The sequence below is a fragment of the Microbacterium sp. CBA3102 genome (assembly GCF_007954505.1).
In the GTDB taxonomy this organism is placed as follows: domain Bacteria; phylum Actinomycetota; class Actinomycetes; order Actinomycetales; family Microbacteriaceae; genus Microbacterium; species Microbacterium aurugineum.
Map to the genome: position 1 here is coordinate 756,392 of NZ_CP042412.1, position 24,007 is coordinate 780,398.

22 protein-coding genes are annotated in these 24,007 nt (G+C 68.5%); 2 read left to right on the forward strand and 20 right to left on the reverse strand.

The window, feature by feature from the left end:
• The first annotated feature begins 58 nt into the window (after window positions 1-58).
• Window positions 59-1,129 carry a hypothetical protein gene (locus tag FGL91_RS03730; protein WP_153243131.1) on the forward strand — a complete coding sequence of 357 codons (1,071 nt, stop codon included), beginning with the start codon at window positions 59-61 and terminating at the stop codon, window positions 1,127-1,129.
• Window positions 1,130-1,147: 18 nt separating this feature from the next.
• On the opposite strand, the gene FGL91_RS03735 is transcribed toward FGL91_RS03730, so the two are convergent.
• From FGL91_RS03735 to FGL91_RS03785, 11 genes are all read right to left on the reverse strand, one after another.
• Window positions 1,148-3,160 carry a cytochrome c oxidase assembly protein gene (locus tag FGL91_RS03735; protein ID WP_227991849.1) on the reverse strand — a complete coding sequence of 671 codons (2,013 nt, stop codon included), beginning with the start codon at window positions 3,158-3,160 and terminating at the stop codon, window positions 1,148-1,150.
• 88 nt (window positions 3,161-3,248) lie between these two features.
• Window positions 3,249-3,536: an HU family DNA-binding protein gene (locus FGL91_RS03740; RefSeq protein WP_017203554.1), complete on the reverse strand. Its 288-nt coding sequence runs from the start codon at window positions 3,534-3,536 to the stop codon at window positions 3,249-3,251.
• A gap of 411 nt (window positions 3,537-3,947) precedes the next feature.
• Entirely contained in the window at window positions 3,948-4,772 is an 825-nt protein-coding gene (locus tag FGL91_RS03745) for an endonuclease domain-containing protein (RefSeq protein ID WP_131494369.1), read from the reverse strand.
• Window positions 4,773-5,086: 314 nt separating this feature from the next.
• Window positions 5,087-5,392 (reverse strand): 30S ribosomal protein S14, encoded by a 306-nt coding sequence (gene rpsN / locus FGL91_RS03750; RefSeq protein ID WP_017829734.1) that lies wholly within the window; start codon window positions 5,390-5,392, stop codon window positions 5,087-5,089.
• A gap of 3 nt (window positions 5,393-5,395) precedes the next feature.
• Window positions 5,396-5,566: a 50S ribosomal protein L33 gene (gene rpmG, locus FGL91_RS03755; protein WP_017203558.1), complete on the reverse strand. Its 171-nt coding sequence runs from the start codon at window positions 5,564-5,566 to the stop codon at window positions 5,396-5,398.
• The gene (gene rpmB, locus FGL91_RS03760; RefSeq protein ID WP_017203559.1) at window positions 5,566-5,802 is read right to left on the reverse strand and encodes a 50S ribosomal protein L28; all 237 of its coding nucleotides are present in this window, start codon (window positions 5,800-5,802) and stop codon (window positions 5,566-5,568) included. Before rpmB ends, rpmG begins: the two co-directional genes overlap by 1 nt.
• Before the next feature lie 160 nt (window positions 5,803-5,962).
• Window positions 5,963-8,086, reverse strand: coding sequence for an alpha-galactosidase (locus FGL91_RS03765; protein WP_153243132.1), 2,124 nt, complete (start codon window positions 8,084-8,086; stop codon window positions 5,963-5,965).
• Window positions 8,087-8,147: 61 nt separating this feature from the next.
• Entirely contained in the window at window positions 8,148-9,479 is a 1,332-nt protein-coding gene (locus FGL91_RS03770; RefSeq protein WP_047524212.1) for an ABC transporter substrate-binding protein, read from the reverse strand.
• A 75-nt stretch (window positions 9,480-9,554) separates the two neighbouring features.
• A complete protein-coding gene (locus tag FGL91_RS03775) occupies window positions 9,555-10,439 on the reverse strand; it encodes a carbohydrate ABC transporter permease (protein ID WP_194239303.1) in 885 nt (294 codons plus the stop codon).
• Entirely contained in the window at window positions 10,436-11,362 is a 927-nt protein-coding gene (locus FGL91_RS03780) for a carbohydrate ABC transporter permease (protein WP_131493517.1), read from the reverse strand. The genes FGL91_RS03775 and FGL91_RS03780 overlap by 4 nt, the downstream gene beginning before the upstream one ends.
• Window positions 11,359-13,368: a beta-galactosidase gene (locus tag FGL91_RS03785; protein WP_131493519.1), complete on the reverse strand. Its 2,010-nt coding sequence runs from the start codon at window positions 13,366-13,368 to the stop codon at window positions 11,359-11,361. The genes FGL91_RS03780 and FGL91_RS03785 overlap by 4 nt, the downstream gene beginning before the upstream one ends.
• Window positions 13,369-13,509: 141 nt before the next feature.
• Between FGL91_RS03785 and FGL91_RS03790 the strand changes: the two genes are divergently transcribed.
• On the forward strand, window positions 13,510-14,520 hold the full coding sequence (locus FGL91_RS03790) for a LacI family DNA-binding transcriptional regulator (protein WP_131493521.1): 1,011 nt from the start codon (window positions 13,510-13,512) through the stop codon (window positions 14,518-14,520).
• On the opposite strand, the gene FGL91_RS03795 is transcribed toward FGL91_RS03790, so the two are convergent.
• The 9 genes from FGL91_RS03795 to FGL91_RS03835 all read right to left on the reverse strand — a co-directional run bounded on the left by FGL91_RS03795 (window position 14,460) and on the right by FGL91_RS03835 (window position 23,981).
• On the reverse strand, window positions 14,460-15,206 hold the full coding sequence (locus tag FGL91_RS03795; protein WP_153243133.1) for a DNA-3-methyladenine glycosylase: 747 nt from the start codon (window positions 15,204-15,206) through the stop codon (window positions 14,460-14,462). The genes FGL91_RS03790 and FGL91_RS03795 overlap by 61 nt on opposite strands.
• Window position 15,207: 1 nt before the next feature.
• Window positions 15,208-17,037: a hypothetical protein gene (locus tag FGL91_RS03800; protein ID WP_227991852.1), complete on the reverse strand. Its 1,830-nt coding sequence runs from the start codon at window positions 17,035-17,037 to the stop codon at window positions 15,208-15,210.
• Window positions 17,027-17,830 (reverse strand): TIGR03943 family putative permease subunit, encoded by an 804-nt coding sequence (locus FGL91_RS03805; RefSeq protein WP_153243134.1) that lies wholly within the window; start codon window positions 17,828-17,830, stop codon window positions 17,027-17,029. Before FGL91_RS03805 ends, FGL91_RS03800 begins: the two co-directional genes overlap by 11 nt.
• Window positions 17,823-18,863 carry a permease gene (locus FGL91_RS03810; protein WP_131493527.1) on the reverse strand — a complete coding sequence of 347 codons (1,041 nt, stop codon included), beginning with the start codon at window positions 18,861-18,863 and terminating at the stop codon, window positions 17,823-17,825. The genes FGL91_RS03805 and FGL91_RS03810 overlap by 8 nt, the downstream gene beginning before the upstream one ends.
• Window positions 18,860-19,276, reverse strand: coding sequence for a Fur family transcriptional regulator (locus FGL91_RS03815; RefSeq protein WP_047524209.1), 417 nt, complete (start codon window positions 19,274-19,276; stop codon window positions 18,860-18,862). The genes FGL91_RS03810 and FGL91_RS03815 overlap by 4 nt, the downstream gene beginning before the upstream one ends.
• Window positions 19,277-19,397: 121 nt before the next feature.
• Entirely contained in the window at window positions 19,398-20,258 is an 861-nt protein-coding gene (locus tag FGL91_RS03820; protein ID WP_047524250.1) for a metal ABC transporter permease, read from the reverse strand.
• Between the two features lie 14 nt (window positions 20,259-20,272).
• Window positions 20,273-21,109, reverse strand: coding sequence for a metal ABC transporter ATP-binding protein (locus FGL91_RS03825; RefSeq protein WP_047524208.1), 837 nt, complete (start codon window positions 21,107-21,109; stop codon window positions 20,273-20,275).
• A complete protein-coding gene (locus tag FGL91_RS03830) occupies window positions 21,106-22,128 on the reverse strand; it encodes a metal ABC transporter solute-binding protein, Zn/Mn family (protein ID WP_153243135.1) in 1,023 nt (340 codons plus the stop codon). The genes FGL91_RS03825 and FGL91_RS03830 overlap by 4 nt, the downstream gene beginning before the upstream one ends.
• 164 nt (window positions 22,129-22,292) lie before the next feature.
• Window positions 22,293-23,981, reverse strand: a complete 1,689-nt coding sequence (locus tag FGL91_RS03835) for a glycoside hydrolase family 13 protein (protein WP_153243136.1) — start codon at window positions 23,979-23,981, stop codon at window positions 22,293-22,295.
• Between the last annotated feature and the right edge of the window lie 26 nt (window positions 23,982-24,007).

The following is a 24,007-nucleotide window of genomic DNA, read 5'->3' on the forward strand; positions in this document are numbered from 1 at the left end:
TCCGCGCCCGGCCGCCGACGCTCGGCGTCCCCCCAGGACGCACTCCTAGACTGGCGCCATGGAGCGGGCCAGGTCGAGCGCGCCCCGGCGGTCACGCCTGGGCGTCGATCTCGCGATGCTCGCGGTGGTCGGGCTCATGCTCGTCGCAGCGATCGGTGCCGGAGGCGCCACGCTGTACCAGCAGTTCTACGGCCCGTCCGCGTTCGTGACCCGCTACCTCGACCTGCTCTCCTCCGGACGCGCCGCGGACGCACTACGGGTGCCCGGCGTCGCGATCGACCGCGAGATCCTCGAGGAGTCCGGCATCGACCCGACCGCGTCCGAGGCCATGCTGCGCCGCGCCGCACTCGCACCGCTGACCGATGTGAAGGTGGAGTCGGAGGAGCAGGCCGAAGGCGGCACCGCCGTCACGGTCAGCTACGAGGCGAGCGGTCACGCCGGCACCAGCACCTTCCTGATCGAACAGGACGGCTGGGCGGGCGTCACCCCGAACTGGCGCTTCGCGGAGAGTCCGCTGGCCGTCGTCGAGCTCACGGTCCGCGGCGTGGATCAGTTCGCCGTGAACGGCTTCGAGGTCGACCGACGGCAGGTGTCCGCAGCGGGCGCCGAGGCCGACGCGATCGAACCGCTGCCGCTGCTCGTGTTCACCCCGGGACTGTACGCCGTGACGGTGGACACCCCGATCGCGACGGCCTCCGGACACGGTGTGCTCGCGGACACCCCGCTCGCCGTCACTCCACTCGATGTGCAGACCACGCCGACAGACGAATTCGTCGAGGTCGTGCAGCAGCGGGTCGAGGAGTTCCTCACCGCGTGCACCACGCAGGACGTGCTCCTGCCGACCGCCTGCCCCTTCGGCCTGCGGGTCACGGACCGCATCTCGTCGCCGCCGAAGTGGTCCATCGCGACGCAGCCTCAGGTCACGGTCACGCCCGACGGCGGACAGTGGCAGATTCCCACGACCGATGCCGTCGCGCACGTCGAAGTCGAGATCCAGTCGCTCTTCGACGGCTCCATCGACCCCGTATCGGAAGACGTGCCGTTCCAGCTCAACGGCACCATCGCGATCCTGCCCGACGGTTCCGCGTCCATCAAGATCGGCTCACCGGGCGAACCTCCCGTCGACTGACGGATTCACCCGCGGGCCTCAACGCCTCTCGCGCTCCTCGCGACGCTGGTCCTGAGCGGCGAGCTCGGCCAACCTGGTGTTGTACTCCTCGAGTTCCCTGTCTCCGGTGCGGTCCGCATGCCGGTCGCGCCGACGCTGCAGCTTCGTGTCGCTGCGGCTCCACTGGATCGCGACCGTGATGGCCAGGATCAAGGTCGGGATCTCGCCGATGGACCAGGCGATGCCGCCGCCGACGTACTGGTCCTGCAACGGATCAGCCCCCCAGTCACGGCCCATCGATCCGAACCACTCCGCGACCATCAGCCCCTCCTGCATCATGATCGCGATGCCGAAGAAGGCGTGCATCGCCATGACGGCGATCAGCGTGATGAGGCGGCCGGGGTAGGGAAGTCGGTACGGCACCGGGTCGGCACCGATCAGGCTCATCACGAACAGGTAGCCCGAGATCAGGAAGTGGATCACCATCCACTCATGACCGATGTGCTCGACCATCGCCCACCGCACCAGGTCGGTGAAGTAGAACGCCCACAGCGACAGGATGAAGATGGCCGCGGCGACGAACGGATGGGTGACGACTCGGGCGAACGGCGAATGCACGGCCCACATGATCCACTCGCGCCCACCGCGCGTACCGTCGTCGCGCTTGTGGATCGCGCGCAGGGCGAGCGTGATCGGGGCACCCGAGACCAGCAGCAGTGGGATGGCCATCGACAGCATCATGTGGCCCATCATGTGGATGCTGAACAGGTACTCCTGGTACGCGTTGAGCGGGCCGCAGGTCACCCAGAAGAGCATGAGCAGCCCGAGCACCCAGAAGACCGTGCGATGGATCGGCCAGCGATCTCCGCGCAGACGCAGGCGCCGGACGCCGGCGAGGTAGAAGAACAGGCCGAAGGCCGCGACGACGATCCAGAGCACATCGAAGTCCCACGCCGTGAACCAGCGTTCGAGCGTCAACTCGGGCGGCAGCGTCGACCCGGTGAGGATCTGGGCGGGCGTCTGCGCGAACGCGGCGACCTCACCGGTGGGAGGGGGCGTGCGCGCGAGCGCAGCAGCGGCGCCGGACGCGAACCCCATCAGCGCGACTTCGCACAGGACGAGGAGCCAGAACCAACCCGCCGCACGCTGTCCGGCGAGCTTCGGGATGAGGCGAGCGCGGTACCAGGCGCCGAGCAGTCCCATGCCGCCCAACAGCGCGGCTTTCGCGAGCACGATCCAGCCGTATTGTGTCGTCCACAGCGCGTCCCAGCTTCCGACGGCCACGATCGACCGGGTAAATCCGGAGAAGGCGACCACCGCGAACGCCGCGATCGCGAGGGAGGAGTAGCGTCCGACGAGTCGAGCGGTGTCGACGTCACCGCGCCCGCGGAGCAGCACGAGGAGCAGGAGCCCACCCAGCCAGACCGCGGCACCGACGGTGTGCAACAGGATCGAGTTGACGGCCATGTTGTGGCCTGCGAGGTCGCCCGCGTGCCCCTGCGTCGCGAGGGGGATGAAGGACGCCGCGGCGAGCAGTGCGGTGATGAGCGTGGGCGTCCACGAGCGCCAGGCGAAGGCGAGCACCGTGATGATCGCGCCGAAGATCGTCGTGATGAGCCAGGACTGTCCCAGCGGCAGCTCCAACAGGAAGCGGCCGAGCTGCGTGCCGAACTCCCGCTCGATGCTGAGCTTCGGGTTGAAGGCGGCCATGAACGCGAGGAACCCGGCGAGGCCCGCGGAGACCGTGAAGACGGCAGCACCGACGGAGGCGATGTTCAGCGCCGCATCGAAGGAGCGCTCCCCTGCGCGCAGGCCGAACAGCGCGAGGACGAGAGAGCCGAGCATGACGGCGGCCGACATGTTCATCACGAGTTTCGCGAGCGGGGTGCCCCAGAGCACGATCGGCCCCGGATCCTGCAGCAGCGGTGCATCGGCCCCGCCCCCGACGAGGAGCGCCACCACCAGGGCCACCAGCGCGGCGACGAGGAGGATGACCACCCCGGCGATTCGATACGCCGAAATCCGACTCGTCGACTCGCTGCGGGAACTCACCCCTCCAGCCTAGGCGCGCCGGGAGGGGCGAAAGCACGAAGGCCGCTCCCGTCGGAACGGGAGCGGCCTTCGAAGAGGTGCGGTCTGCTTACTTGACGGCAGCCTTGAGCTTGGAGCCAGCGGTCACCTTGACGCGCTTGCCGGCCGGGATCTTGATCTCGGCGCCGGTCTGCGGGTTGCGGCCCGTGCGAGCAGCGGTGTCGACCTGCTCGAAGGAGATCCAGCCCGGGATGGAGACCTTGCTGCCCTTGGCAACAGCGTCGGAGACCGTGGCGAACAGCGAGTCGAGGACACCGGAGACGGTGGCCTGGCTCTGGCCCGTGGCGCTAGCGATGCTCGCGACGAGCTCGGTCTTGGTGATGGACTTGTCAGCCATGTCATCCTCCAGCGACGAGATCCCGTCGCATCGTTGTGGGTATCGGGGCGGGTGCCCCTGGTCTAGTGACCGCCTCGAATGTATCAACGACCACCCACATATCCGCGTCATTTCGCGGGTTTTGGGCAATTACTGGGCGTGTCGCGTCACATTCGTCACTCCAGTCACAGTTTTGGGGAGCTCACGCGGTGCGCGCGCGGGCTGACGCAGAACTCTCGGGGTGAGGAGATCTCTCGCTGGTGAGGAGAACTCGCGGGATGAAGGAGCAGTCGCAGGGTGAGGAGAACTCGCGGGATGAAGGAGATCTCACGGAATGAAGGACCAGATGCGGAATGCACTCCTTCATTCCGTGAGTTCTCCTTCGCAACGCGAGGCGTGAGTCCAAGGAAGCAGGCGATCAGGAGGGGGCGATCAGGAGAGGTGGGCGCCCTGCGCCACGGCCTCCATGATCACGGACTGCACCTCGGACCAACGGTGCATGACCTGTTCGTAGCTGAAGCGCAGCACGCGGTAGCCCCGGAGGACCAGCTGCGCGTCGTGAGCGATGTCCTTGTCCCGCTGCTCCCCGGTGTGGGTCGCACCATCGATCTGGATCACCAGTCGATCACCGATGAGGAGATCCACCCGCCGATCGAGGCACCAGGCTTGTGGCAGCATACGGAGCCCCAGCCAGCGGAGCCGATGGATCACGATGGTCTCCAGCCCCGAGTCCGCGAACGGTCGCGCCCTCTCGAGCAGCGCTCGTGCCGGCGCCGGAAGATCGAGGCCACGGAGGCGCGCGGCATCGACGTACCCCTTGTTCATGGCCGACTCCCAGATGACCAGGGCGGTCTCGAACGGCTGGCATTGCGCGATCACGGCCAGCACGTTGAGCAGTTCATCCACCGTCGCGTCGGGGGGACGAGGGACCACCGGTTTCGACCAGTGCACGACGACCTGGGACGGCACCCGGATCCGCGCCGCGTTCGGGCGGGCAGCGACGTGCAGTGGCGTCTTCTCCGGAATCCAGAGTCCTCGCCTCTCCGCCGCCGTGACACAACTGAGCACGACACCGTGAGCCGCCGCCCCGACGATCTGGGGGTCGGCATCCGGCAAGGCCACCCACCCCTGCCGCACGGTGACGACCTCGAGACGCTCCTTCGACCGCCGGAGCGAGTGCGCACTCACCCCGGCCGCGCGCAGAGTGCGCACCCGCGCGACCCCTCCACGACGCCACAGCTCATCCACGGGATCCATCGGACGATCCTGCCTCCAGCGGGCGCGCGCACGCCGCCCGATCACCGGCAGAAGGGCAGAGCTCGATCGCCGAGGCTTCGGTGCAGGAACAGACCCCTGAAGGAGATCTCACTGAATGAAGGAGTGGATCCAGCGTTCGCTCCTGCAATTCGCGAGAAGTCCTTCAGAACGCGCGGGGCGGGACAGGAGGGCAGCAGGCAGGAGCGAGGCAGGGAGTGAGGGCAACAGGAGGGAGGGATGGATGCAGGGAGGGTGGAGACGCGAAAGGGGCGAGGATCCGAAGATCCTCGCCCCTTTCGGCTGTCTGCTGAGACTTACCAGCTCGACTTGGTCACGCCGGGCAGCTCGCCACGGTGTGCCATGTCACGGAAGCGGACACGCGAGATGCCGAACTTCGTGAGGACACCGCGGGGGCGGCCGTCGATGACGTCGCGCGAACGCACGCGAGCAGGCGACGCGTTGCGCGGCAGCTTCTGCAGGCCGACGCGTGCGGCCTCGCGGGCCTCGTCGGTGGCGTTCGGGTCGACCAGGGTCTTCTTCAGCTCGGCGCGACGCTCTGCGTAACGCTCGACGATGACCTTGCGCTGCTCGTTGCGAGCGATCTTGCTCTTCTTAGCCATTGATCAACGCTCCTCTCGGAATTCGACGTGCTGACGGATGACCGGGTCGTACTTCTTGAGCACGAGGCGGTCGGGGGTGTTGCGGCGGTTCTTCTTCGTCACGTAGGTGTAACCCGTGCCTGCCGTCGAACGCAGCTTGATGATCGGACGTACGTCCTGAGCCTTCTTGGCCATTAGAGCTTCACACCCTTCGCCTGGAGGTCCTTGACCACGTTCTCGATGCCGCGGACGTCGATCACCTTGATGCCCTTGGCGGACACGTTGAGCGTGATCTTACGACCGAGCGACGGGACGAAATAGGTCTTCTTCTGCACGTTCGGGTCGAAGCGGCGCTTCGTCCGGCGGTGCGAGTGCGAGACGTTGTGACCGAAGCCGGGAACAGCTCCGGTCACCTGGCACACTGCTGCCATGATGGTGACTCCTTCTATACCGTGAGGCCGGACGGCCCCACCCAAGATCCCTTGTCTGCACGCAACCCGACCCGCCGATCTCTCGGCCGCGGAAGGAGAAGCATGCGAACTGCGCACAGGAGTGTGCGCAGACAAAGAGTCATTTTAGCACGGCGGTGATTCAGACTCGGACGGCTTCGATCAGCAGGGCCGCCCCCGGATCCAGCAGCGGCAACGGCACACCGACGGACTCGAAGAAGGCACCGGATCCCTCCACCCCGGAGTCGATCCACGCGGGGTCAGCAACCTGGTGTCGTGCGACGTTCCCGAGATCCTCCCGCATCCGCAGGCGATACCGCTGCGTCGCCGGCAGACCGGGGATCCGCGTGCGCGGAGTGAAGCCGTCGACGGACGTACCCAGGCGCACCCAGGCGTAGACGGCACGCGAGCCGTCGACCGCGACCACACCGTGCAACAGCGTCTGGTCATCGACCTCATCGGCGCGCACCGTAACCCCCGAGTGCAGCAGCGGACGCAGCTCGCGATACAGCGCCGCCCAACGAGCCAGCGTCGCGCGCTCGGCATCCGTGCAGCGGGTGATGTCCCACTCGATGCCGGCGTGACCGAACAGCGCCGTGGTCATGCGGAAGGGCAGCGACGCCGACCGATGGGTCGTCTCGGCGATCGGCGGCCCGACGTGCGAGCCCACGAGTTCGGGAGGGAGGAGGGTGCCGGTCCACCGCTGGATGAGCTGACGCTCCACGGGATCGTTCGAGTCCGAGGCCCACACGCGCTGTGTGCGCTGCACGACCCCGAGGTCGACACGGGCGCCGCCACTCGCGCAGGACTCGATCTCCAGAGCGGGATGTCTCCCGCGCAGCGCGTCGAGCAGGGCGTAGAAGGCGGCCGTCTGCGCGTGCACGGACGCGCGTCTTGTGTGCGGTGAGACGGCCGCGTGCAGGTCGCGGTTGTGATCCCACTTGATGAAGTCGACGCCGATCTCCGAGACCAGGGCGTCGATGCGTTCGAGCAGGTGAGCGGCCGCGGCGGGGTTGGCGAGGTCGAGCACCTTCTGATGCCGCCACGTGGCCGAGTCCGCCGAGGCCTGGAGCACCCAGTCAGGATGCTGCGCGGCGAGCTCGGACACCGGGTTCACCATCTCGGGTTCGAACCACAGGCCGAACTGCATCCCGAGCGAATGCACGTGATCCGCGAGAGGTCGGAGGCCGTCGGGCCACTTGGCATCGTCGATGAACCAATCGCCGAGTCCCGAGCGATCATCGGGTCGTCCGCGGAACCAGCCGTCGTCGAGCACGAAGCGCTCGACGCCGACGGTTGCCGCGGCCTCGGCGAGCTCGATGATCTTCGCGGGGTCGTGGTCGAAGTAGACCGCCTCCCACGTGTTCAGCACCAGCGGTCGCGGCGTCGCGGGGTGACCGGGGAACGAGCGCACCGTCCGGTGCAGACGCGACGACACGGAGTCGAGCCCGCTCCCGCCGTAGGTGAGGAACACCCGCGGCGACACGTAGGTCTCCCCCGCACCCAGTCGGATCTCGCCCGGCAGCAGCAACTCTCCCCCACCGAGAACCGCACCGTGCACTCCGGCACCCTCGGGAAGCCGCTCGACACCGACCTCCACGTCGCCGCTCCACGCGACGTGCGCTGTCCACAGCTCGCCACGGCGGAAGCCGAATCCGTCGGTGCCGACCGCGGTCAGATAGGGGGCGTCGTGGCCGCCGCGACCGCGGCGCAGCTGACGCAGATGCACACCGTGACGCAGGGCACCCCGCTGCGGGCGGCGCTCTCCCGTCCATCGTCCGGTGTGGTCGAGAATCTCGGTCGCGTGCGCGGGGATCGGCAGCAGGATGCGGGCGGCCAGCAGGTCCAGCGGCACCGCGTCATCGGCGGCTGTGCTCGTGACCGACAGCTGCGCGGTGAGCACGCCATCGACATCCAGCGCGAGGTCGAGCACGGCGGTGGCCTCGGCCTCGGCATCCGCGAACTCCGCCCGCAGCGATGTCGCCGAGACCTCCCACCCGCTCGTCCGCAGCAACGGGGCGCTGTGCAACCCCGCCCTATGCCAGGCGAGCGCCGGTGCACCCGACCATCCGTCGGCTTCGACGGCGAGCAGTGGGAAGGTGCGCGGAACGTCGAAAGAGCTGAAGGTCACAGCGCCGGTCGATGACGACACGAGAGCGTCTAGGTCGAGCGGGTCGAGCGCCGCTCCCCAGTGCAGTACCCGGGCGGCCGCCGTGTCGATGACGACACTCACACCGCCCGAGGTCAGGTGGACCGTTTCTGACATGTCTCTCCAGACGCGAAGAGGAGGCCCGCCCCGTGCGAACGGGGGCGGGCCTCCGAGGGTATTACTCCTTGACGGGGATCGACGCCGCCTTGAGCGCGTCGACGGTCGCCGTCTGGCCCTTCTCGATCGCGTCGAGCAGGGTTCCGCTGCCGCTGACAGCAGCCTTGAAGCCGTCCGAGATGTCCGCATAGGTCTGGGTCATGGTCGGACCCCACGCGAAGTCGGGGGAGACCTGGGTGGCGGCATCGGCAAAGATGTCGTAGATCTTCTGCCCGCCGTAGAACTCCACGCCCTCACTGAAAACCGGCAAAGCGAGTCCCGCCGTCGTGGCGGGATAGAGGTTGGCCGCGTCGGCGAGCGCAGTCAGCGCCTCATCCGACGTGTTGAGCCACAGCGCGAACGTGGTCGCCTCGTAGAGGTGTTCGCTGCCCTTGAGCACGGCGGTCGAGGATCCACCCCAGTTCCCGGCCGCGGTCCCGCCGTCCTTCCACTGCGGGAGCGGAGCGACCGCCCACGAGCCCGCGGTGTCGGGGGCACCGCTGGAGATGGAGTTGGCACCCCACACCGCGGAGTTCCAGGTCCAGACTTCGCCCGAGTTGTAGGCGTTGTTCCACTCGTCGGTCCAGGCGGGCACCGTCGCGACGAGGTCGTCGTCGAGCATGCCCTGCCAGAAGTCCGCGACCGTGGTCGTGGCGTCGTCTGCGAGCGTGACGGTCCAGCCCTCGTCGTCGCTCGCGAACCATTGGGCGCCGTCCTGCCACGCGAAGCCGGCGAACTGGTTGATGTCCGACTGTGAGAAGTTGGTGATGTAGCCGCCGAGGTCGCGGATCTTCACGGCGGCCTCACGGTACTCGTCCCAGGTGGTGGGGATGGCGATGCCGTTCTGCTCGAACAGGTCGGCGCGGTAGAACAGCGCCATGGGCCCGGTGTCCTGCGGAACGCCGTACACACCGTCGGTGCCGAGCGTCACCTGCCCCCAGGCCCAGTCGACGAACTGATCCTCGGCTGCGACGACATCTGCGCACGCACTGAGATCCTCGAGGCCGTCCTGCACGAGGAAGTTCGGCAGAGCGTCGTACTCGATCTGTCCGAGGTCGGGGGCGTCGCCGGCCTTTATCTGGTTGAAGAAGTTCTGATACGTGCCGCCGTTGCCGTTGGGTCCGGTCTGCACCTTCACCTGGATCTCGGGGTTGGCATCGTTCCAGATCTTCACGACGTCTTCGATGCCGGGGATCCAGGAGGTGAACTCGAGCGTGACGTCACCGTCGGCCGGGGTGCAGGAAGCTGCGGCGTCGCCGCCTCCGGTGCTGTCTCCGCCGCCGGCGGAGCAGCCTGCGAGCGCGAACGCCGAGATGGCGATGACGGCCGCTGCCTTCTTCTTCGAATGCTGCATTTCGATCCCTTTCATGGATGCGATGGGGTGATGCGGGGATGGAGCGTCACGCGGGAGATCCGGGTGACGACCTGCTCACTTCAGGGCGCCGGCGCCCAGTCCGTTGCGCCAGAAGCGCTGGAGCAGGAGGAATGTCACGATCAGCGGGATGACCGACAGCAGGGCGCCGATCAGGACGAGACCGCGGAGTTCGGGGAGCTGGTTCAGCTGGTTGTTCCAGTTGTAGAGGCCGAAGACGACGGGGAAGAGCTCTTCACTGCGCAGCATGATCATCGGCAGGAAGAAGTTGTTCCAGATGGCCACGAACTGGAAGAGGAACATCGTCACCAGAGCCGGGGTCATCAGACGGATGCTGACAGTGAAGAAGGTGCGGATCTCTCCCGCCCCGTCGAGGCGGCTCGCCTCGAGGAGTTCGTCCGCCACCGAGGAGGCCGCGAAGATGCGCGCGAGGTAGACGCCGAACGGGCTCACGATCGAGGGGAGGAAGACCGACCAGAACGTGTTGGTCAGCTGCGCTTGGCTGAAGATCAGGAACAGCGGCAGCGCGAGAGCCGTCGCGGGGACGAGCACTCCTCCCAGCACGATGTCGAACAGCAGGTCGCGGCCGGGAAAGCGGTACTTGGCGAGCGCGTAGCCCGCCATGGCCGCCAGAAGCGTGGCGATGGCTCCGCCGAGAGCGGCGTAGAGCATCGAGTTGCCCAGCCAGCGCAGGTACACGCCGTCCCGGTAGGTGAACAGCTCAGCGATGTTGTCGAAGAGGTGGAAGTCGGCGAACCACAGCGGTGCGGTGGTGAGGATGTCGCCGGTCTCCTTGCTGGAGGCGACCAGCAGCCACCACAGCGGAAGCAGGAAGTAGACCGTGAACACGGCCATGATCAGCATGGCACCCGTGCGGGAGATGCCCGATTCCCGAGCGGTGCTGCGGCGCCGGCCGGGCGCGACGATCGACGCGGTGGTCATGCGTTCTGCTCCTTGCGCTGCATGTACTTCATGAACCCGAACGACAGCACGAACGTCGTCACGGCGAGCACGACCGAGAAGGCAGCCGCCAGGTTGGTGTTCGGGATGGACGCCGTGGCGTACACGGTCATGTTCGGGGTGAAGGTGCTGGTCACGGCCGAACTGAACGAGCGGAACACCTGGGGTTCGGCGAGCAATTGCAGGGTGCCGATGATCGAGAAGATCGCGGTCATCACGATCGCGGGCCGCACCAGCGGGATCTTGATCGACCAGGCGATCCGCCATTGGCTGGCACCGTCGAGACGGGCCGCTTCGTAGAGCTCCTGCGGGATCGACAGCAGTGCCGAGTAGATGATCAGCATGTTGTACCCGACATAGACCCAGGTCACGACGTTCGCGATCGACCACAGGACCAGGTCGGCGCCGAGGAAGTCGATGTTCTTGGTGATCGCGGTGAAGGGCGAGAGGTTGGGCGAGAAGAGCGAGCCCCACATGATCGCGGCGATCACACCCGGCACCGCGTAGGGCACGAAGAACGCCAGACGGAAGAAGCGCTTCCCGCGCACGAGAGGCGAGTCCAGCAGCAGGGCGAACAGCAGGGCGAGGCCCAGCATGACGGGCACCTGCACGACACCGAACAGCAGCATGCGCCCCATCGAGCTCCAGAAGGCCTCGTTCTGGAAGACGAGCATGTACTGCGTGAGGCCTCCGAACACCTGCTCGGCCTTGCCGAAGGTGCCGTCGCGTTCGACGACGAGCAGGGACTGCCAGAACGCGTAGGCGATCGGCACGACGTAGAACAGTGCGAACAGAACGCCGAACGGCACGATCAAGAAGGCGATTGCCCCCTTGTGCGGGACGCGCCGGCGGGCTCGCGCCGCGGCGGGCGCAGAGACCGCCGAGGCGGTGAGCGTGGTGGTCATACATCCTCCTTGATGATGCGGACCGCTCCGGCCGGCACGATGCCGGTGGCGGGGGCGTCCGTGACGAACTCATGACCGGACGCCGTGACCTCGGCGTCGATCGACCCGTGATTGACGACGAACAGGAAGCTGCCGGTGTCCCCGACCCGTCGGACGATCTCGACGTCCGGCCCCGCGCCCGGCGCCCGTGCGGCACCGGCGGCGACGGCGATCCGCGTCATCAGCCCGGCGTAGTCCGCTCGCGAGAGCTGGGTGGAGAGGAACCAGGCCGCGCCGTCGCCGGCCGCCCGCCGCGTGATCGCCGGACCTCCGGCAGCGGGGCCGTCGACGAACGATGCGACCACCTCGGCGTCGGTCGCCGCGAGCCGCTCGCTCCAGACGGTGCCCGTCGTGCCGTCGGTGAGGGTGACGACCTCGCCCGGGCGCAGCGGAGCGAACTCCTCGGAGCGGATGCCCAGCAGATCGCGGAACGCCCCCGGATACCCGCCGGTGCGCACGCGATCCTCTTCGTCGACGATGCCGCTGAAGAAGGTGATGAGCGCGACGGCACCGCCCTCGACCGCGCGTGCGATGGCCGCTGCGTCCGCATCGCTGAGGAGGTGCAGGGCCGGCACGATGAGCAGACGGTAGCCGTCGAGGTCGCCGCCGGGGCGCACGACGTCGGTGGTCAGACCCGCATCCGACAGCGCCGCGTGAGCCGCATGCACCTGTCCGAGGTAGGTCAGCGCCTCGCTCGGACGCCCTTCGTTCTCGGACGCCCACCAGCTCTCCCACGAGAAGAGCAGCGCGGTGTCCGCGACGACTCGGGTACCGGCGACCTCACCGAGGCGATCGAGCAGGCCACCCAGTTCGACGACCTCACGCCACTGGTTCGAGTCCTCACCGGCGTGGGGAACCAGGGCGGTGTGGAACTTCTCCGCACCCTGCGTCGAAGCCCGCCATTGGAAGAAGCAGATCCCGTCGGCACCGCGAGCGAGGTGGGAGGCGATGTTGCGCCGCATCTCCCCCGGCGACTTGGCGAGGTTGTACGGCTGCCAGTTCACCGCACCCGTCGACGTCTCCATCAGTAGCCAGGGCTCCCCCTGCGCGAGGCCGCGCGTGAGGTCGGCAGCGAACGAGAGCTCCCCGCGGGCGTCGTCGAGACGGCGGTCGAGATAGTGGTCGTTGGCGATCAGATCCATGTCCCCCGCCCAGGTCCAGTAGTCGAGGTTGCGAATGTGCGCGGTGACCATGAAATTCGTCGTGACCGGAATGCTGCTCCGCTCCCGCAGGATCGCGGCCTCCGCCCGGTACAGCGCGAGCTGCTCGTCGGAGCTGAACCGCTGGAAGTCGATCATCTGCCCGGGGTTGCGCAGGGACAGGGCCTGCGCGGGCGGACGCACGTCCTCGAAGTCGCTGTACCGCTGGCTCCAGAACGTCGTCCCCCATGCGCGGTTCAGCGCGTCGATGTCGTCGTAGCGCTCACGCAGCCAGACACGGAACGCTTCGGCGCTCACGTCGCAGTAGCAGAGCGCGTTGTGACAGCCCAGTTCGTTCGACACGTGCCACAGCGACACCGCGGGGTGATCGCCGTAGCGCTCGACCACTTTCGTCACGACGTCGGCGGCATAGGCGCGAAAGAGCGGAGAGCTCGGGCAGTACCCTTGGCGACCGCCCTGCTGGAACACAGTGCCGTCCACGCCGACGGGAAGCATCTCGGGGTGGCGAGCCGTGACCCACGGGGCGGGCGAGGCCGTGCCGGTGCCGAGGTTGATGCGGATCCCGCTCGCGTGCAGAAGACCGATGATCTCGTCCAGCGCGCTGAAGTCCCAGACGCCCGGTGCCGGGTTGATCGACGACCAGCCGAAGATGTTGATTGCGACGAGGCCGACGCCCGCCTGCGTCATGAGGCGCACGTCCTCGGGCCACACGCTACGGTCCCACTGCTCGGGATTGTAGTCGCATCCGAACACGAGGCCGCGCCCTGCGGAGAGGGCGGCGATGCGGTCAGACACGGCGGCGGCCATACGATGACGCTCCTTTGCGACGATGTGTGCACGTGCACAGAATCAGTCGCGGAAACACTGATCGGGATTTTCTGTGAACGTGCACACATCGTCGCATGTCGCCGTGGGGGTCGTCAAGTCCGGGTCGCTAGGCTGTCGATCATGACCACTTCCGCTCGCCGCCGCAGCACCGTGCACGACGTGGCACGGGTGGCCGGGGTGTCGAGGGGAACCGTGAGCCGCGTGATCAACGGCGGCTATGTGTCCGACGCCGCTCGGTCGGCGATCGAAGAGGCGATCCGCGAGGTCGGTTACGTTCCCAACACCGCGGCGCAGAACCTGGTGCGCCAGCGCACCCAGGCCATCGCCTTCATCGTGCACGAGCCGCACGCGCTGTTCCTCGAAGATCCGAACATCGGCGCCATCATGCTCGGCACCAACGAGACCCTCTCCGAAGCGGACTATCAGATGGTCTGCCTCGTCGTGGACTCGGTGCGCGATACGGAGCGCGTCGCCCGCTACCTCAACGGCGGCTTCGTGGACGGCGCCGTGATCGTCTCAGCCCGCGCGCAGGATCCGATCACGAATGCCGTCATGCGTCTGGATCTTCCGGTCGCCTACGTGGGCCACCCCCCGGATGTGGATGCAGCCTGGGTCGGCGTCGACAACCGCGGAGCCGCGAAAGCCGTGACCTCACGCCTGATGGCGACCGGACGCAGACGAGTCGGCATGATCGCCGCGGCTCTCGACCGTGACTCCGGCACTGATCGCCTCGCGGGATTCACCGATGCCTTGGGTGCCGACTTCGACCCGGACCTCGTCGAGGAGGCGCCGCTGTACTCGTACGCCGACGGGGCCGCGGCGATGACGCGACTGCTCGACCGCGCGCCCGACATCGACGGGGTCTTCGGTGCCTCCGATGCCGTCGCCGCCGGAGCGATGCTGGCGTTGCGCGAAGCCGGCCGCCGTGTTCCCGAGGACGTCGGCGTCGTGGGCTTCGACAACAGCTCATGGGCGACCAGGACCACACCGCCGCTGTCGACCGTCGACCAACCGGCGGAAGGACTCGGCGCGGCCGCCGCAGCCGCTGTGCTCGCCCAGTTGCGCGAAGATCAGCGTCCGCGCGTGGGGATCATGTTGCCGACGCCGGTCGTGTGGAGAGATTCCGCCTGAGCCCCTCTCCCCCACCGGAACGGCGACACGGTGGGGTCGGCATCGATCCAGAAGCGCCAGGGGAAGGCAGCGGTCCCGGCGACGCCCGCGACGCCGACCCTGGGGCCGCGCACCACATCGTCCCGCGGCTCGCCGAGCCACAACTCGGCCCTCGCCCCGTGCCGTTCCTCGCCGGTGATGGCGTCGATGCCGTCATGCAGGGGATGCCGCAACCCCACGGCCTGCCCGAGACGACCGGGCCCACGCGCCAGATCCCGTCGGGCGATGCGGCTGAGCGGCAGCGTCGCACCTCGGCGCCGTGCCGCGGCATCCGCTCCGATCACGATCTCCCCCGCACGCAGCAGCACGCCGTCGCCCTGCCCGATCGGCCCGCACACCACGTTGACGCAGGAGTGGATGCCGTGACTCAGATACACGTAGAGATGTCCGGGCTCGCCCCACATGGTGGCGTTGCGCGGCGTGCGTCCCATCCGCGCGTGGGATCCGGGGTCGGCGATCTCGCCGGTGCCCTGCCCGTGGTAGGCCTCGACCTCGGTGATGCGCAGTCGCACCTCGACAGGTCCGCGTTCGTCCGTCGCGGGGGCGAACGTCCGAAGCTCGGCCCCGAGCAGGAGCGGCGCGACCTCGACCGCCGAGCCGCTCAGGTCCGCACGGACCGCTCGACGCAGACCATCCTGCTGCGGCATCTCAGAACCGCGGGGCCGTCTGGCACCAGGAGGCATCGAAGCCGGTGAGGGCGACCATCTCCTTGCCGCTCTCCATGTCGATGAGGTGCGTCTCGACCTGCTCGGGCAACGGCAGCAGCATTCCGTCGTAGGGGTTGTTCGCGAGGTCGGGCGCGATCGCCACGGCCGCATACTGACCACTCGGGGAGGCGCACGCCTGCAGGATCGAATCGGTCGCCCCGATCTCGACCAGCGGGGTGGCTTTGCCGTCGTCGTCCACGCGGATGACGGCCTGTCCGATCGGGAGTCCCGCATCGTCACGGGCGACGACGTGCCGGAGCGTGCCACCGGGGAACGGGGTGATGGAGGTCGCCGTCCCGTAATCGGGGTCGGATGCTGCGAGCGGCTGCTCCGATCCGTCCGCGAGGTTCAGTTCGACGACGGCCCCGTCGAGGCGCTCCACGATGGCGGTGTAGGTGCCGCGGGAGATGCCCTGGATCATGGCGGCGAGACCGAGGGACTGCACGCCCGCGTCGCTCGAGCGGTCCACGAGGGACAGTGCACCGTCGAAGTCGATGAACAGCACGGCGGCGCTGTCGGGCACGAACTGCCACACGAAGACACTCGCCTCCGCACCGGCGACATCGATCACCTGCGGCTCGTCCTTGCCGCTCAGCGACTGGGTGACGAGCACGCTCGCCCGCCCTTCGTCGTCGCTGAGCTCGCGGTCGGAGTAGCTGTAGCCGACCAGGCCGCCTCGCTCCGAGACCTGGACGGCGCCGACGTAGCCGTCACCGGGCAGGTCGAGTTCGCGCTGGTTCTTCCCGTCGCGGTCCATCACGAGCAGGTGGGAGCCGTCCTCTTCCTCCACCGCGACCACGAGCTGCGTCGAGGTGGCCCGGAAGTCGTTGATCTTCTCGTGCTCGTACACCGCCACCCCGTCGCCCTTGAGGTCGGTGAGGAAGATCTTGTCCTTGCCGTCGACGTCTCGGCGCAGCAGGAAAATGGTGGACGGCGGCGTCGTGAACGACGTGGTCAGGGTCGTCGACGGACCGCCACCCGCACCGGCCACGTCGGCCACGCGGATCGTGTACTCCGTCGAGTCGTCGAGCGGCACCGTGAAGCGGACGCCGACACCCCGACCCGAGGCATCGACCGTGAACGGCGTCGCCGGCTCGACGGTGACCTGCTCGGGATCGATGTCGGCGAGCGCCTGGTTCGCGGTGAGGATGACCCTGCTCCCGGAGGACTCGATCGCATGTTCCGCGTCCACCTGCACGTCGCTGATCCGCGGGCCCTGCAGGAGACTGACGATGCCGAGCCCGGTCCCGGCGAGCACGAGGACGCCCAGCACCGCACCGAGTGTGAGGAGGAACCTCCGCGGGTTCCGCGGCGCGCTCGGGGCCGGGGCCTCGGACGCGGCCGTCAGCGGGGGCTCGGCGGGAGGGGAAGTCGCCGGCTCGTCGTCGATCTGCGGGGCGGCACCCACGAACACGGGCTCAGGTGCGACAGGGACGGCCGGCAGCGCGGTCGCTTCGGCATCCTCCCGCGCGGCAGCCTCGAACGCGGCCATCTTCCGTGCGGCCGCCTCCTGCTCCGCGACCTCCCGTTCACCGGCTCGGCGCACCGCCGCCTCCCGAAGAGCGGCGTCCCGAAGAGCGGCCTCACGGACAGCGGCGTCGTCCTCTGCGGCTTCCGGCTCGTCGGCGGGGGGCGCGGCGTGATCCGGCGGGGTGACCGCACGCTCGATCCGCTCGGCCTCCGCCGCCTCTGCGGCTTCACGGGCGGCGCGCAGCTCGGCGCGGGTCCGCGGAACGGCGGGCGTCTCGGGGCGCTCGTCGTCAGTACTCATACGGGTCCCCGGGCTCGTCGATCGCGACGACGTCGGTCGGTTCGATGTGGAGCTTGCCGTCGCTGTCCGCGCGCACGGTGCCGGTGACCTCGACCCACTGTCCGGTCGGGTAGTCGTTCGGATCGACGGTGACCGGCAGTGCGGCCGTCTGCGCATCGATCACGCAGTGCGTGATGACCAGCCGGGTCAGGTTCACGCCGTCGCCCGATCCCGGGGTCACGAAGCCGGTGAGGGTCACGGGCGCACCGTCGTAGGCCGAGGTGTTCGTGGACGCGGCGAAGACGCTCGCCCAGTCGCCGACGCCGAAGGTCGAGGTATCAGCGACGCCGAGCGCGACGCTGTCGGAGCCGGCGAACAGCGCGCTCTGGTCCCCCGCGCGCGACATCGCGAGCTCGACCGAGAGCGACGCCGGGGGCAGCACCAGGGCCGCGATGACGACGCCCGAGGCGATCACCCCTCCTGTGACCGCGCCGACACCCGCAAGGGAACGGCGGCGCGGGGTCGCGGACGAGCCGGATTCCGTGTCGTCGGAGACTTCCGTGCCGTGACCGTGTCCGTGGTCATGACCGTGATCGCCCTCTTCGCCGAGAGGCAGGGTGCACGACCAGATCGCGCCGGCCAGGGTCACGACCGCGGCCGCACACGCGAACCACACGGTTTCGGGGCTGATGTAGAGCGTGAGGCGGTCCGTGATGCCGAGTCCGAGGGTCACGACCGCGATCACCGCAGCGAGGCCGACCCCGAGCCAGCGGGTGGCGAGGGCACGCGCACGTGTGGTGGTCTGCTCAGACAAGGACGTTCACCCCGATCCCGATCGCGAACGCCGAGGCGAGGACGATCCCGACGATCCCCACGAGGGTGCGCCCGGTGAAGGTGGTGCGCATGAGCGCGAGCATCTTGATGTCGACGAGCGGTCCGACCAGGAGGAACGCGACGATCGCGCCGGACGAGAACGTGGAGGCGAACGACAGCGCGAAGAACGCGTCGACGTTCGAGCAGATGGCGACCGTCATCGCGAGCGCCATCATGGCCACGATCGACAGCACCGGGTTCGAGCCGATCGCGAGCAGCCACTCCCGGGGAATCAGCACTTGCACGGCACCGGCGAGTGCGGAACCGATGACCAGCGCGGGCATCACGGCGCGAAGCTCGATGAGGAACTGGGTCAGGCTGCGGCGCACCGGCGTCCCGGGCTCGTGCGTCACCCGGTCGCAGGTGTCGACGAAGCGCTGCGTGAGCATGCCGTCGGGGTCGGGGTGGCGGCTGTAGATCCAGCCGATCAGGTTCGCGATCAGGTATCCGCCGACGAGGCGCGCGACGAGGATCCCGCCGTCCCAACCGAACGCAGCGTGCGTGGTGAGGATCACGATCGGGTTCACGATCGGCGCCGCGATCAGGAAGGTCATCGCCTCGGCCGGGGCGAGACCGCGCATCATGAGCCCTCGGGCGAAGGGCACATTGCCGCACTCGCACACCGGGATGAGCATCCCCAGCAGCGACAGCACGGCCCGCCGCGCCCACGCGCGCTTTGGCAGCCAGCGGTGGATGACATCGGCGGGCAACCAGACCTGCACCACGATCGACAGCAGCACGCCGAGGATCACGAACGGGAGCGCCTCGATCAGCACGCTCAGGGCGAGGGTGAGGCCGTCCTGCGCACGGGTGGGCAGCGACGCCGGGAACAGCGTCGGCAGGAACGCATCGACCAGGAACAGCGCCGCGATGATGACGGCACCGAGGCCGACGCCGATCCATGCCGAGCGCGCAGTGGGCGCCGGGCGATGGGAGTGACCGTGACGGGTCGCCGTCGCTGCCGAGGGGCTCACGCGTTCGCAGTCCGTTCGGCGTCGCGCTTGTTCGCGCACGGGGTGCACAGTCCGAAGATGTCCACCACGTGAGCGGCATCCGTGAAGCCGTGCAGGGCGGCGGTGCGATGCGCCCACTGCTCGACGTCCTTGGCCTCGATCTCCACGGTCAGGCCGCACGATCGGCAGATCAGGTGGTGGTGGTGTCCTTGGGTCGTGCAGGCGCGATACAGCGCCTCACCCTCGGGGCTCTGCAGGGAGTCGGCGTCACCGGAGGCGGCGAGTCCCGCGAGAGCGCGGTACACGGTCGCCAGGCCGATGCCGGTGTTGTCGTCGCGCAGGGAGGCATGCAGGCTCTGTGCACTCACGAATCCGCGAGCGTCGGCGAGTGCTTCGCGCACGCGTTCGCGCTGCCAGGTGTTCCGCTGAGCCATACGTCGAGTCTAGGCCGACGCGGTTGGCGAGGGCTGGGAGCGGCCAGGACCCTTTCGAATCGCGTGAATGGTCGCATCTCGGGCTGACTCCCGACAATTTGCGCGATTCGGAAGCACGGTCTCAGACCCGCACCCGCCGGACCCTGGCCCGCGCCCGCTGCACGATCCAGCACACGACGTAGATCGTGAACGACAGCGTCGTGATGTACGGGCTCACGGGCAGCGTGCCGGCGAGGGCCAGCAGGATGCCGCCGACCGCCGAGACGAACCCGAAGAGCGCCGCGAGCAACGGCACGGCGATCGGACCGGCGGTCACACGCATGGCCGCCGCCGCCGGGGTCACCAGCAGTGCCATCACGAGCAGCGCCCCGATGATGTGCACGCTCACCGCGACGATCAGGCCGAGCAGCACCATGAACAAGAGGCTCACGGCGCGGGTCGGCACACCACGGGCGGCAGCGGATTCCGGGTCCAGGGAATCGAAGCGGAGAGGGTTCCACATCACCAGGAGTCCGATCAGCACGACCAGGCTGATCCCGATGAGCCACCCGAGGTCCGGCGTGGAGACCGACACGATCTGCCCCGTGAGCAGGCTGAAGCGGTTGGCGCTGCGACCGTCGTAGAGCGAGAGGAAGAGGATGCCGAGGCCCAGGCCGAACGGCATCAGCACACCGACGATCGAGTTTCGGTCCCTGGCCTTGGCCCCCAGGATGCCGATGAGGATCGCGGCGGCGAGCGCGCCCGCGAGGGATCCGGCCACGACGCTGCCGCCGAAGAGCAGGGCCGCTGCGGCTCCCGCGAACGACAGCTCGCTCACGCCGTGCACGGCGAAGGCCAGGTCGCGCTGCATCACGAACACGCCGATCAGACCGCCGACGACGCCGAGGACGGCGCCCGCGATGATCGAGTTCGCGAGCAGGGCCACGAGCTCGCCGTAGTCCTGGAAGGAGAACACGTCGCTCCAGTCGACGAGCGGCACCATGACCGATGCGACGTTCATGCGACTCCTCCGTGCTCGTGATCGCCGTGGTCGTGGTGCGGTTCGGCATCCGGAACGCCGACGACGACCAACCGGTCGCCCGCACGGAGCACGAACACCGGGGTGCCGTAGAGGTCGGTGAGCACACGGGTCTGCAGCACTTCGTCCGGAGTCCCGAGCAGGAACCGCCCACCGGCGATGTAGAGGATGCGGTCGACCCGGCCGAGGATCGGATTGATGTCATGCGTGACGAACAGCACCGCCGCCTCGCGCTCGCGCCTCTGACGGTCGATGATGTCGGTCACGGCGACCTGGTTGGCGAGGTCGAGGTTCGACAGCGGCTCATCGCACAGCAGCAGGGCGGGCTCGTCGGCGAGGGCCTGTCCGACCCGAAGCCGCTGCTGCTCTCCGCCCGACAGCAGCCCGACCCGTCGTTCGGCGAACTCCGACGCGCCGACCGCCTCGAGTAGACGGTCGACCTTCGCGCGGTCGCCGCGGTGCGGGATCGGGAAGCCGAAGCGGCTCCCCTGCACTCCGAGGGCGACGAGATCACGTGCCCGCATGCTCGTGTCCGGAGCCAGCGAGCGCTGCTGCGGGATGTAGCCGATGCGGGGGTTGCCGCGGTGCACGGGCTCTCCGGCGACCTTGATCACGCCGGACGACAGCGGCTGAAGCCCCAGGATGCTGCGCAGGAGAGTGGTCTTGCCCGACCCGGAGGGGCCGAGCACGGCGATGAACTCTCCCGGCTCGACGGTGAGGTCGAGTCCCGACCAGAGCTCCCGATCGCCGCGATGCAGTGAGGCGTCGGAGATCTCGAGGACCGGATTGTCGCGCGGTGCGGCGCCGCCGCTCACGACTCGACGGCGGCGGCGAGGCTCTGGATCGCGTCACTCATCCACTCAGAGTACGACGATCCGTCCTCGAGCAGCTCCGTGAAGGCGACGACGGGGATGCCGGCCTCCTCGGCCGCGGCCTCGACGCGCTCGGTCTCCGCACCACCGGTCTGAGCGTTGGTCAGCAGAGCGCCCACCGTGCCGCTGCCGATCACATCGAGCGCTTCGAGCAGGACGGCGGGCGCGACATCGGTGCCCTCTTCCACGGACTCCGCGAATCCTCCCGGGGTGACGTCGGTCAGGCCCGCAGCCGCGGCGAGGTACCCCGGAAGCGGCTCGGTGATGAAGACCTCGACACCCGCGGCGTCCGCCTTGATGCCCTCGAGGTCGGCCTCGAAGCCCTCCAGGTCGGCGATGAGGTCGTCGGCGTTGGCCGTGAAGTCCTTCGCCCCGTCGGGGTCGAGCTCGGCCAGCTCCTCGCTGATCGCCTCGACGACGTGGATCATGGTGTGCGGGTCGAACCAGACGTGCTCGTTGAAGCCCTCGATGTGGTCGTGCCCCTCATGACCCTCTTCACCCTCGGCATGATCGTGGTCGTGGCCCTCTTCCTCGGGCGCATCGGTGGCGGACTCGTCGGCGTGGTCGTGGTCCGCTTCGTCGTCGTGGCCCTCATTGCCGGGGAAGTCGTGCGAGTACTCGACGGCCGTGATGACGTGCGGGTCCTTCGCATCCTGCAGCAGCGTGTCGATGAAGGCGTCGTATCCCCCGCCGTTCTCGATCACCAGGTCGGCCTTCTGCACCGTGAGCCGGTCGCGGGCACTCGCCTCGTAGGAATGCGGGTCCTGCGAGGCGGAGGTGATGATCGACTGCACGTCGACGCGGTCACCGCCGATCTGCGACGCGATGTCCCCGTAGACGTTCGTGCTCGCGACGACCGTGATGGTGCCGTCGTCGCCCTCCCCCTCGGCGGGGGTGGAGCATCCGGCCAGCGTGAGGGCGGCAACGGATGCGAGAGCGAGGACAAGGACGGGCTTCTTCATGCTCCCACTCTAAACGCTAATGAGAACCATTATCAAACTGAGAGTCGAGCCTCTCCTTTTTCCTGCCGTCCACGCCCCCCATACGCGCCGAGACCCCCGCTGACGCGCGACGACAGACGGGGGTCTCGGCGCCAGACGGGGGTCTCGACGACAGGCGGGGGTCGCTAGCCGAGCAGGCGCGCCGGAGCGATCCAGGCTGTGGCCTCGCCGGGAAGCACGAAACCGTCGAGGGGGGCACTCGAGAGGACCACGTCGGCGGCGTCCGCACCAAGGTCGAACGGGGCCGTGCCGAAGTTCGACACCACCTGCCATCCGTTCGGCCGGGCGAAGTGCAGCACGTCGTCGCGCCCGGTCTCGATCCACTCCAGGGCCTCGTCGGTCTGCAGCAGATGCCGCAGGCGCAGGGCCTCCCGGTACAGCGACAGTGTCGACGACGGATCCGCCGCTTCCACGTCGACCGCGTACTCCGCGAACCACTCCGGCTGCGGAAGGTGCGAGCCCGCGGCACCGAAGCCGTGCGAGGAACCCTCCGCCGTCCACGGCAGCGGCACGCGGCATCCGTCACGGCCCAGTCCGTCGAACTCGGCGCCGCGGAAGAAGCCGGGGTCCTGACGCTGCTCGGGCGTGATCTGCGCGACCTCGTGGAGTCCGAGCTCCTCCCCCTGGTAGAGGTACGTGCTGCCGGGGAGGCCGAGCAGGAGAAGGGTCGCGGCGTGCGCCCGGCGGAGTCCACCCTCACGGTCCAGCGCCTCAGCCGGACCGCCGGCCTCCACCCACTCGGTGCCCTGCTTGACCGGACGGCCGTTCAGCGCCGGAAGTCCGTAGCGGGTGGCGTGACGCGTGACGTCGTGGTTCGACAGCACCCAGGTGGTCGACGATCCGGTGGCCCCCGCCTGCTGCAGGTTGTCGGCGATGATGCTCCGGAACTGCGCGGCGTCGAAGTCGGCGACCAGCAGGTCGAAGTTGAACGCCTGCCCGAGCCCCTCGGCCGAGGCGTACTTCGCACGGCGTTCCGGGGTCTCGACCCAGGCCTCGGCGACGGCGGTGCGGGGCGGGTCGTACTCGTTGAAGACCGCACGCCACTCGGCGTAGATCTCGTGCACGTCGTCGCGGTCGATCATCGGATGCGTGCCCGAGGTGCGGTCCATCGCGTCGAGTTCGGCGCGTGAGGGCAGCGGCTCACTGAGGTCCTTCGTGAGCATGTGGGCGACGTCGATGCGGAACCCGTCGACGCCGCGGTCCGACCAGAAGCGCAGCGTCTTCAGGAAGTCGGCGCGCACGTCGGGGTGATCCCAGTTCAGGTCGGGCTGCTCGACGGCGAAGTTGTGCAGGTACCACTGCCCATCCGCCACGCGCTCCCACGCGCTGCCACCGAACACCGAGTCCCAGTCGGTCGGTGGCTCGGATCCCTCGGGGCCGCTGCCCTCACGGAAGATGTAGCGCTCGCGCGCGGCCGAGCCCCGACCGGCGGCGAGCGCCTCCTGGAACCACTCATGCTGGTCGGACGAGTGGTTCGGGACGATGTCGACGATCACGCGGATGCCGCGGGAGTGCAGCGCCTCGACCATGTCGTCGAAGTCGGCGAGTGTGCCGAGCCTCGGATCGACGTCGCGGTAGTCGGCGACGTCGTACCCGCCGTCGGCGAGCGCCGAGGGGTAGAACGGGCTGAGCCAGACCGCATCGATGCCGAGGTCGCGGAGATAATCGGCCCGGGAGACGATGCCCGGGATGTCGCCGATACCGTCGCCGTTCGCGTCCGCGAAGCTGCGCGGATAGATCTGGTAGACGGCGGCCTGACGCCACCAGGCGGCATCTTCGGCGGTGCGGGTCTCGGCGAGAAGCGCGTCGGTCATGAGAGGAGGACTCCTTCTGTGTTTCC

Excerpts from the sequence above, each read along its gene's own strand:
- FGL91_RS03730 (WP_153243131.1), top strand. The coding sequence starts at position 59 with ATGGAGCGGGCCAGGTCGAGCGCGCCCCGGCGGTCACGCCTGGGCGTC.
- FGL91_RS03740 (WP_017203554.1), bottom strand. The coding sequence starts at position 3,536 with ATGGCTGACAAGTCCATCACCAAGACCGAGCTCGTCGCGAGCATCGCT.
- FGL91_RS03745 (WP_131494369.1), bottom strand. The coding sequence starts at position 4,772 with ATGGATCCCGTGGATGAGCTGTGGCGTCGTGGAGGGGTCGCGCGGGTG.
- rpsN (WP_017829734.1), bottom strand. The coding sequence starts at position 5,392 with ATGGCTAAGAAGAGCAAGATCGCTCGCAACGAGCAGCGCAAGGTCATC.
- rpmG (WP_017203558.1), bottom strand. The coding sequence starts at position 5,566 with ATGGCCAAGAAGGCTCAGGACGTACGTCCGATCATCAAGCTGCGTTCG.
- rpmB (WP_017203559.1), bottom strand. The coding sequence starts at position 5,802 with ATGGCAGCAGTGTGCCAGGTGACCGGAGCTGTTCCCGGCTTCGGTCAC.
- FGL91_RS03765 (WP_153243132.1), bottom strand. The coding sequence starts at position 8,086 with ATGTCAGAAACGGTCCACCTGACCTCGGGCGGTGTGAGTGTCGTCATC.
- FGL91_RS03770 (WP_047524212.1), bottom strand. The coding sequence starts at position 9,479 with ATGCAGCATTCGAAGAAGAAGGCAGCGGCCGTCATCGCCATCTCGGCG.
- FGL91_RS03775 (WP_194239303.1), bottom strand. The coding sequence starts at position 10,439 with ATGACCACCGCGTCGATCGTCGCGCCCGGCCGGCGCCGCAGCACCGCT.
- FGL91_RS03780 (WP_131493517.1), bottom strand. The coding sequence starts at position 11,362 with ATGACCACCACGCTCACCGCCTCGGCGGTCTCTGCGCCCGCCGCGGCG.
- FGL91_RS03785 (WP_131493519.1), bottom strand. The coding sequence starts at position 13,368 with ATGGCCGCCGCCGTGTCTGACCGCATCGCCGCCCTCTCCGCAGGGCGC.
- FGL91_RS03790 (WP_131493521.1), top strand. The coding sequence starts at position 13,510 with ATGACCACTTCCGCTCGCCGCCGCAGCACCGTGCACGACGTGGCACGG.
- FGL91_RS03795 (WP_153243133.1), bottom strand. The coding sequence starts at position 15,206 with ATGCCGCAGCAGGATGGTCTGCGTCGAGCGGTCCGTGCGGACCTGAGC.
- FGL91_RS03800 (WP_227991852.1), bottom strand. The coding sequence starts at position 17,037 with ATGAGTACTGACGACGAGCGCCCCGAGACGCCCGCCGTTCCGCGGACC.
- FGL91_RS03815 (WP_047524209.1), bottom strand. The coding sequence starts at position 19,276 with ATGGCTCAGCGGAACACCTGGCAGCGCGAACGCGTGCGCGAAGCACTC.
- FGL91_RS03820 (WP_047524250.1), bottom strand. The coding sequence starts at position 20,258 with ATGGTGCCGCTCGTCGACTGGAGCGACGTGTTCTCCTTCCAGGACTAC.
- FGL91_RS03830 (WP_153243135.1), bottom strand. The coding sequence starts at position 22,128 with ATGAAGAAGCCCGTCCTTGTCCTCGCTCTCGCATCCGTTGCCGCCCTC.
- FGL91_RS03835 (WP_153243136.1), bottom strand. The coding sequence starts at position 23,981 with ATGACCGACGCGCTTCTCGCCGAGACCCGCACCGCCGAAGATGCCGCC.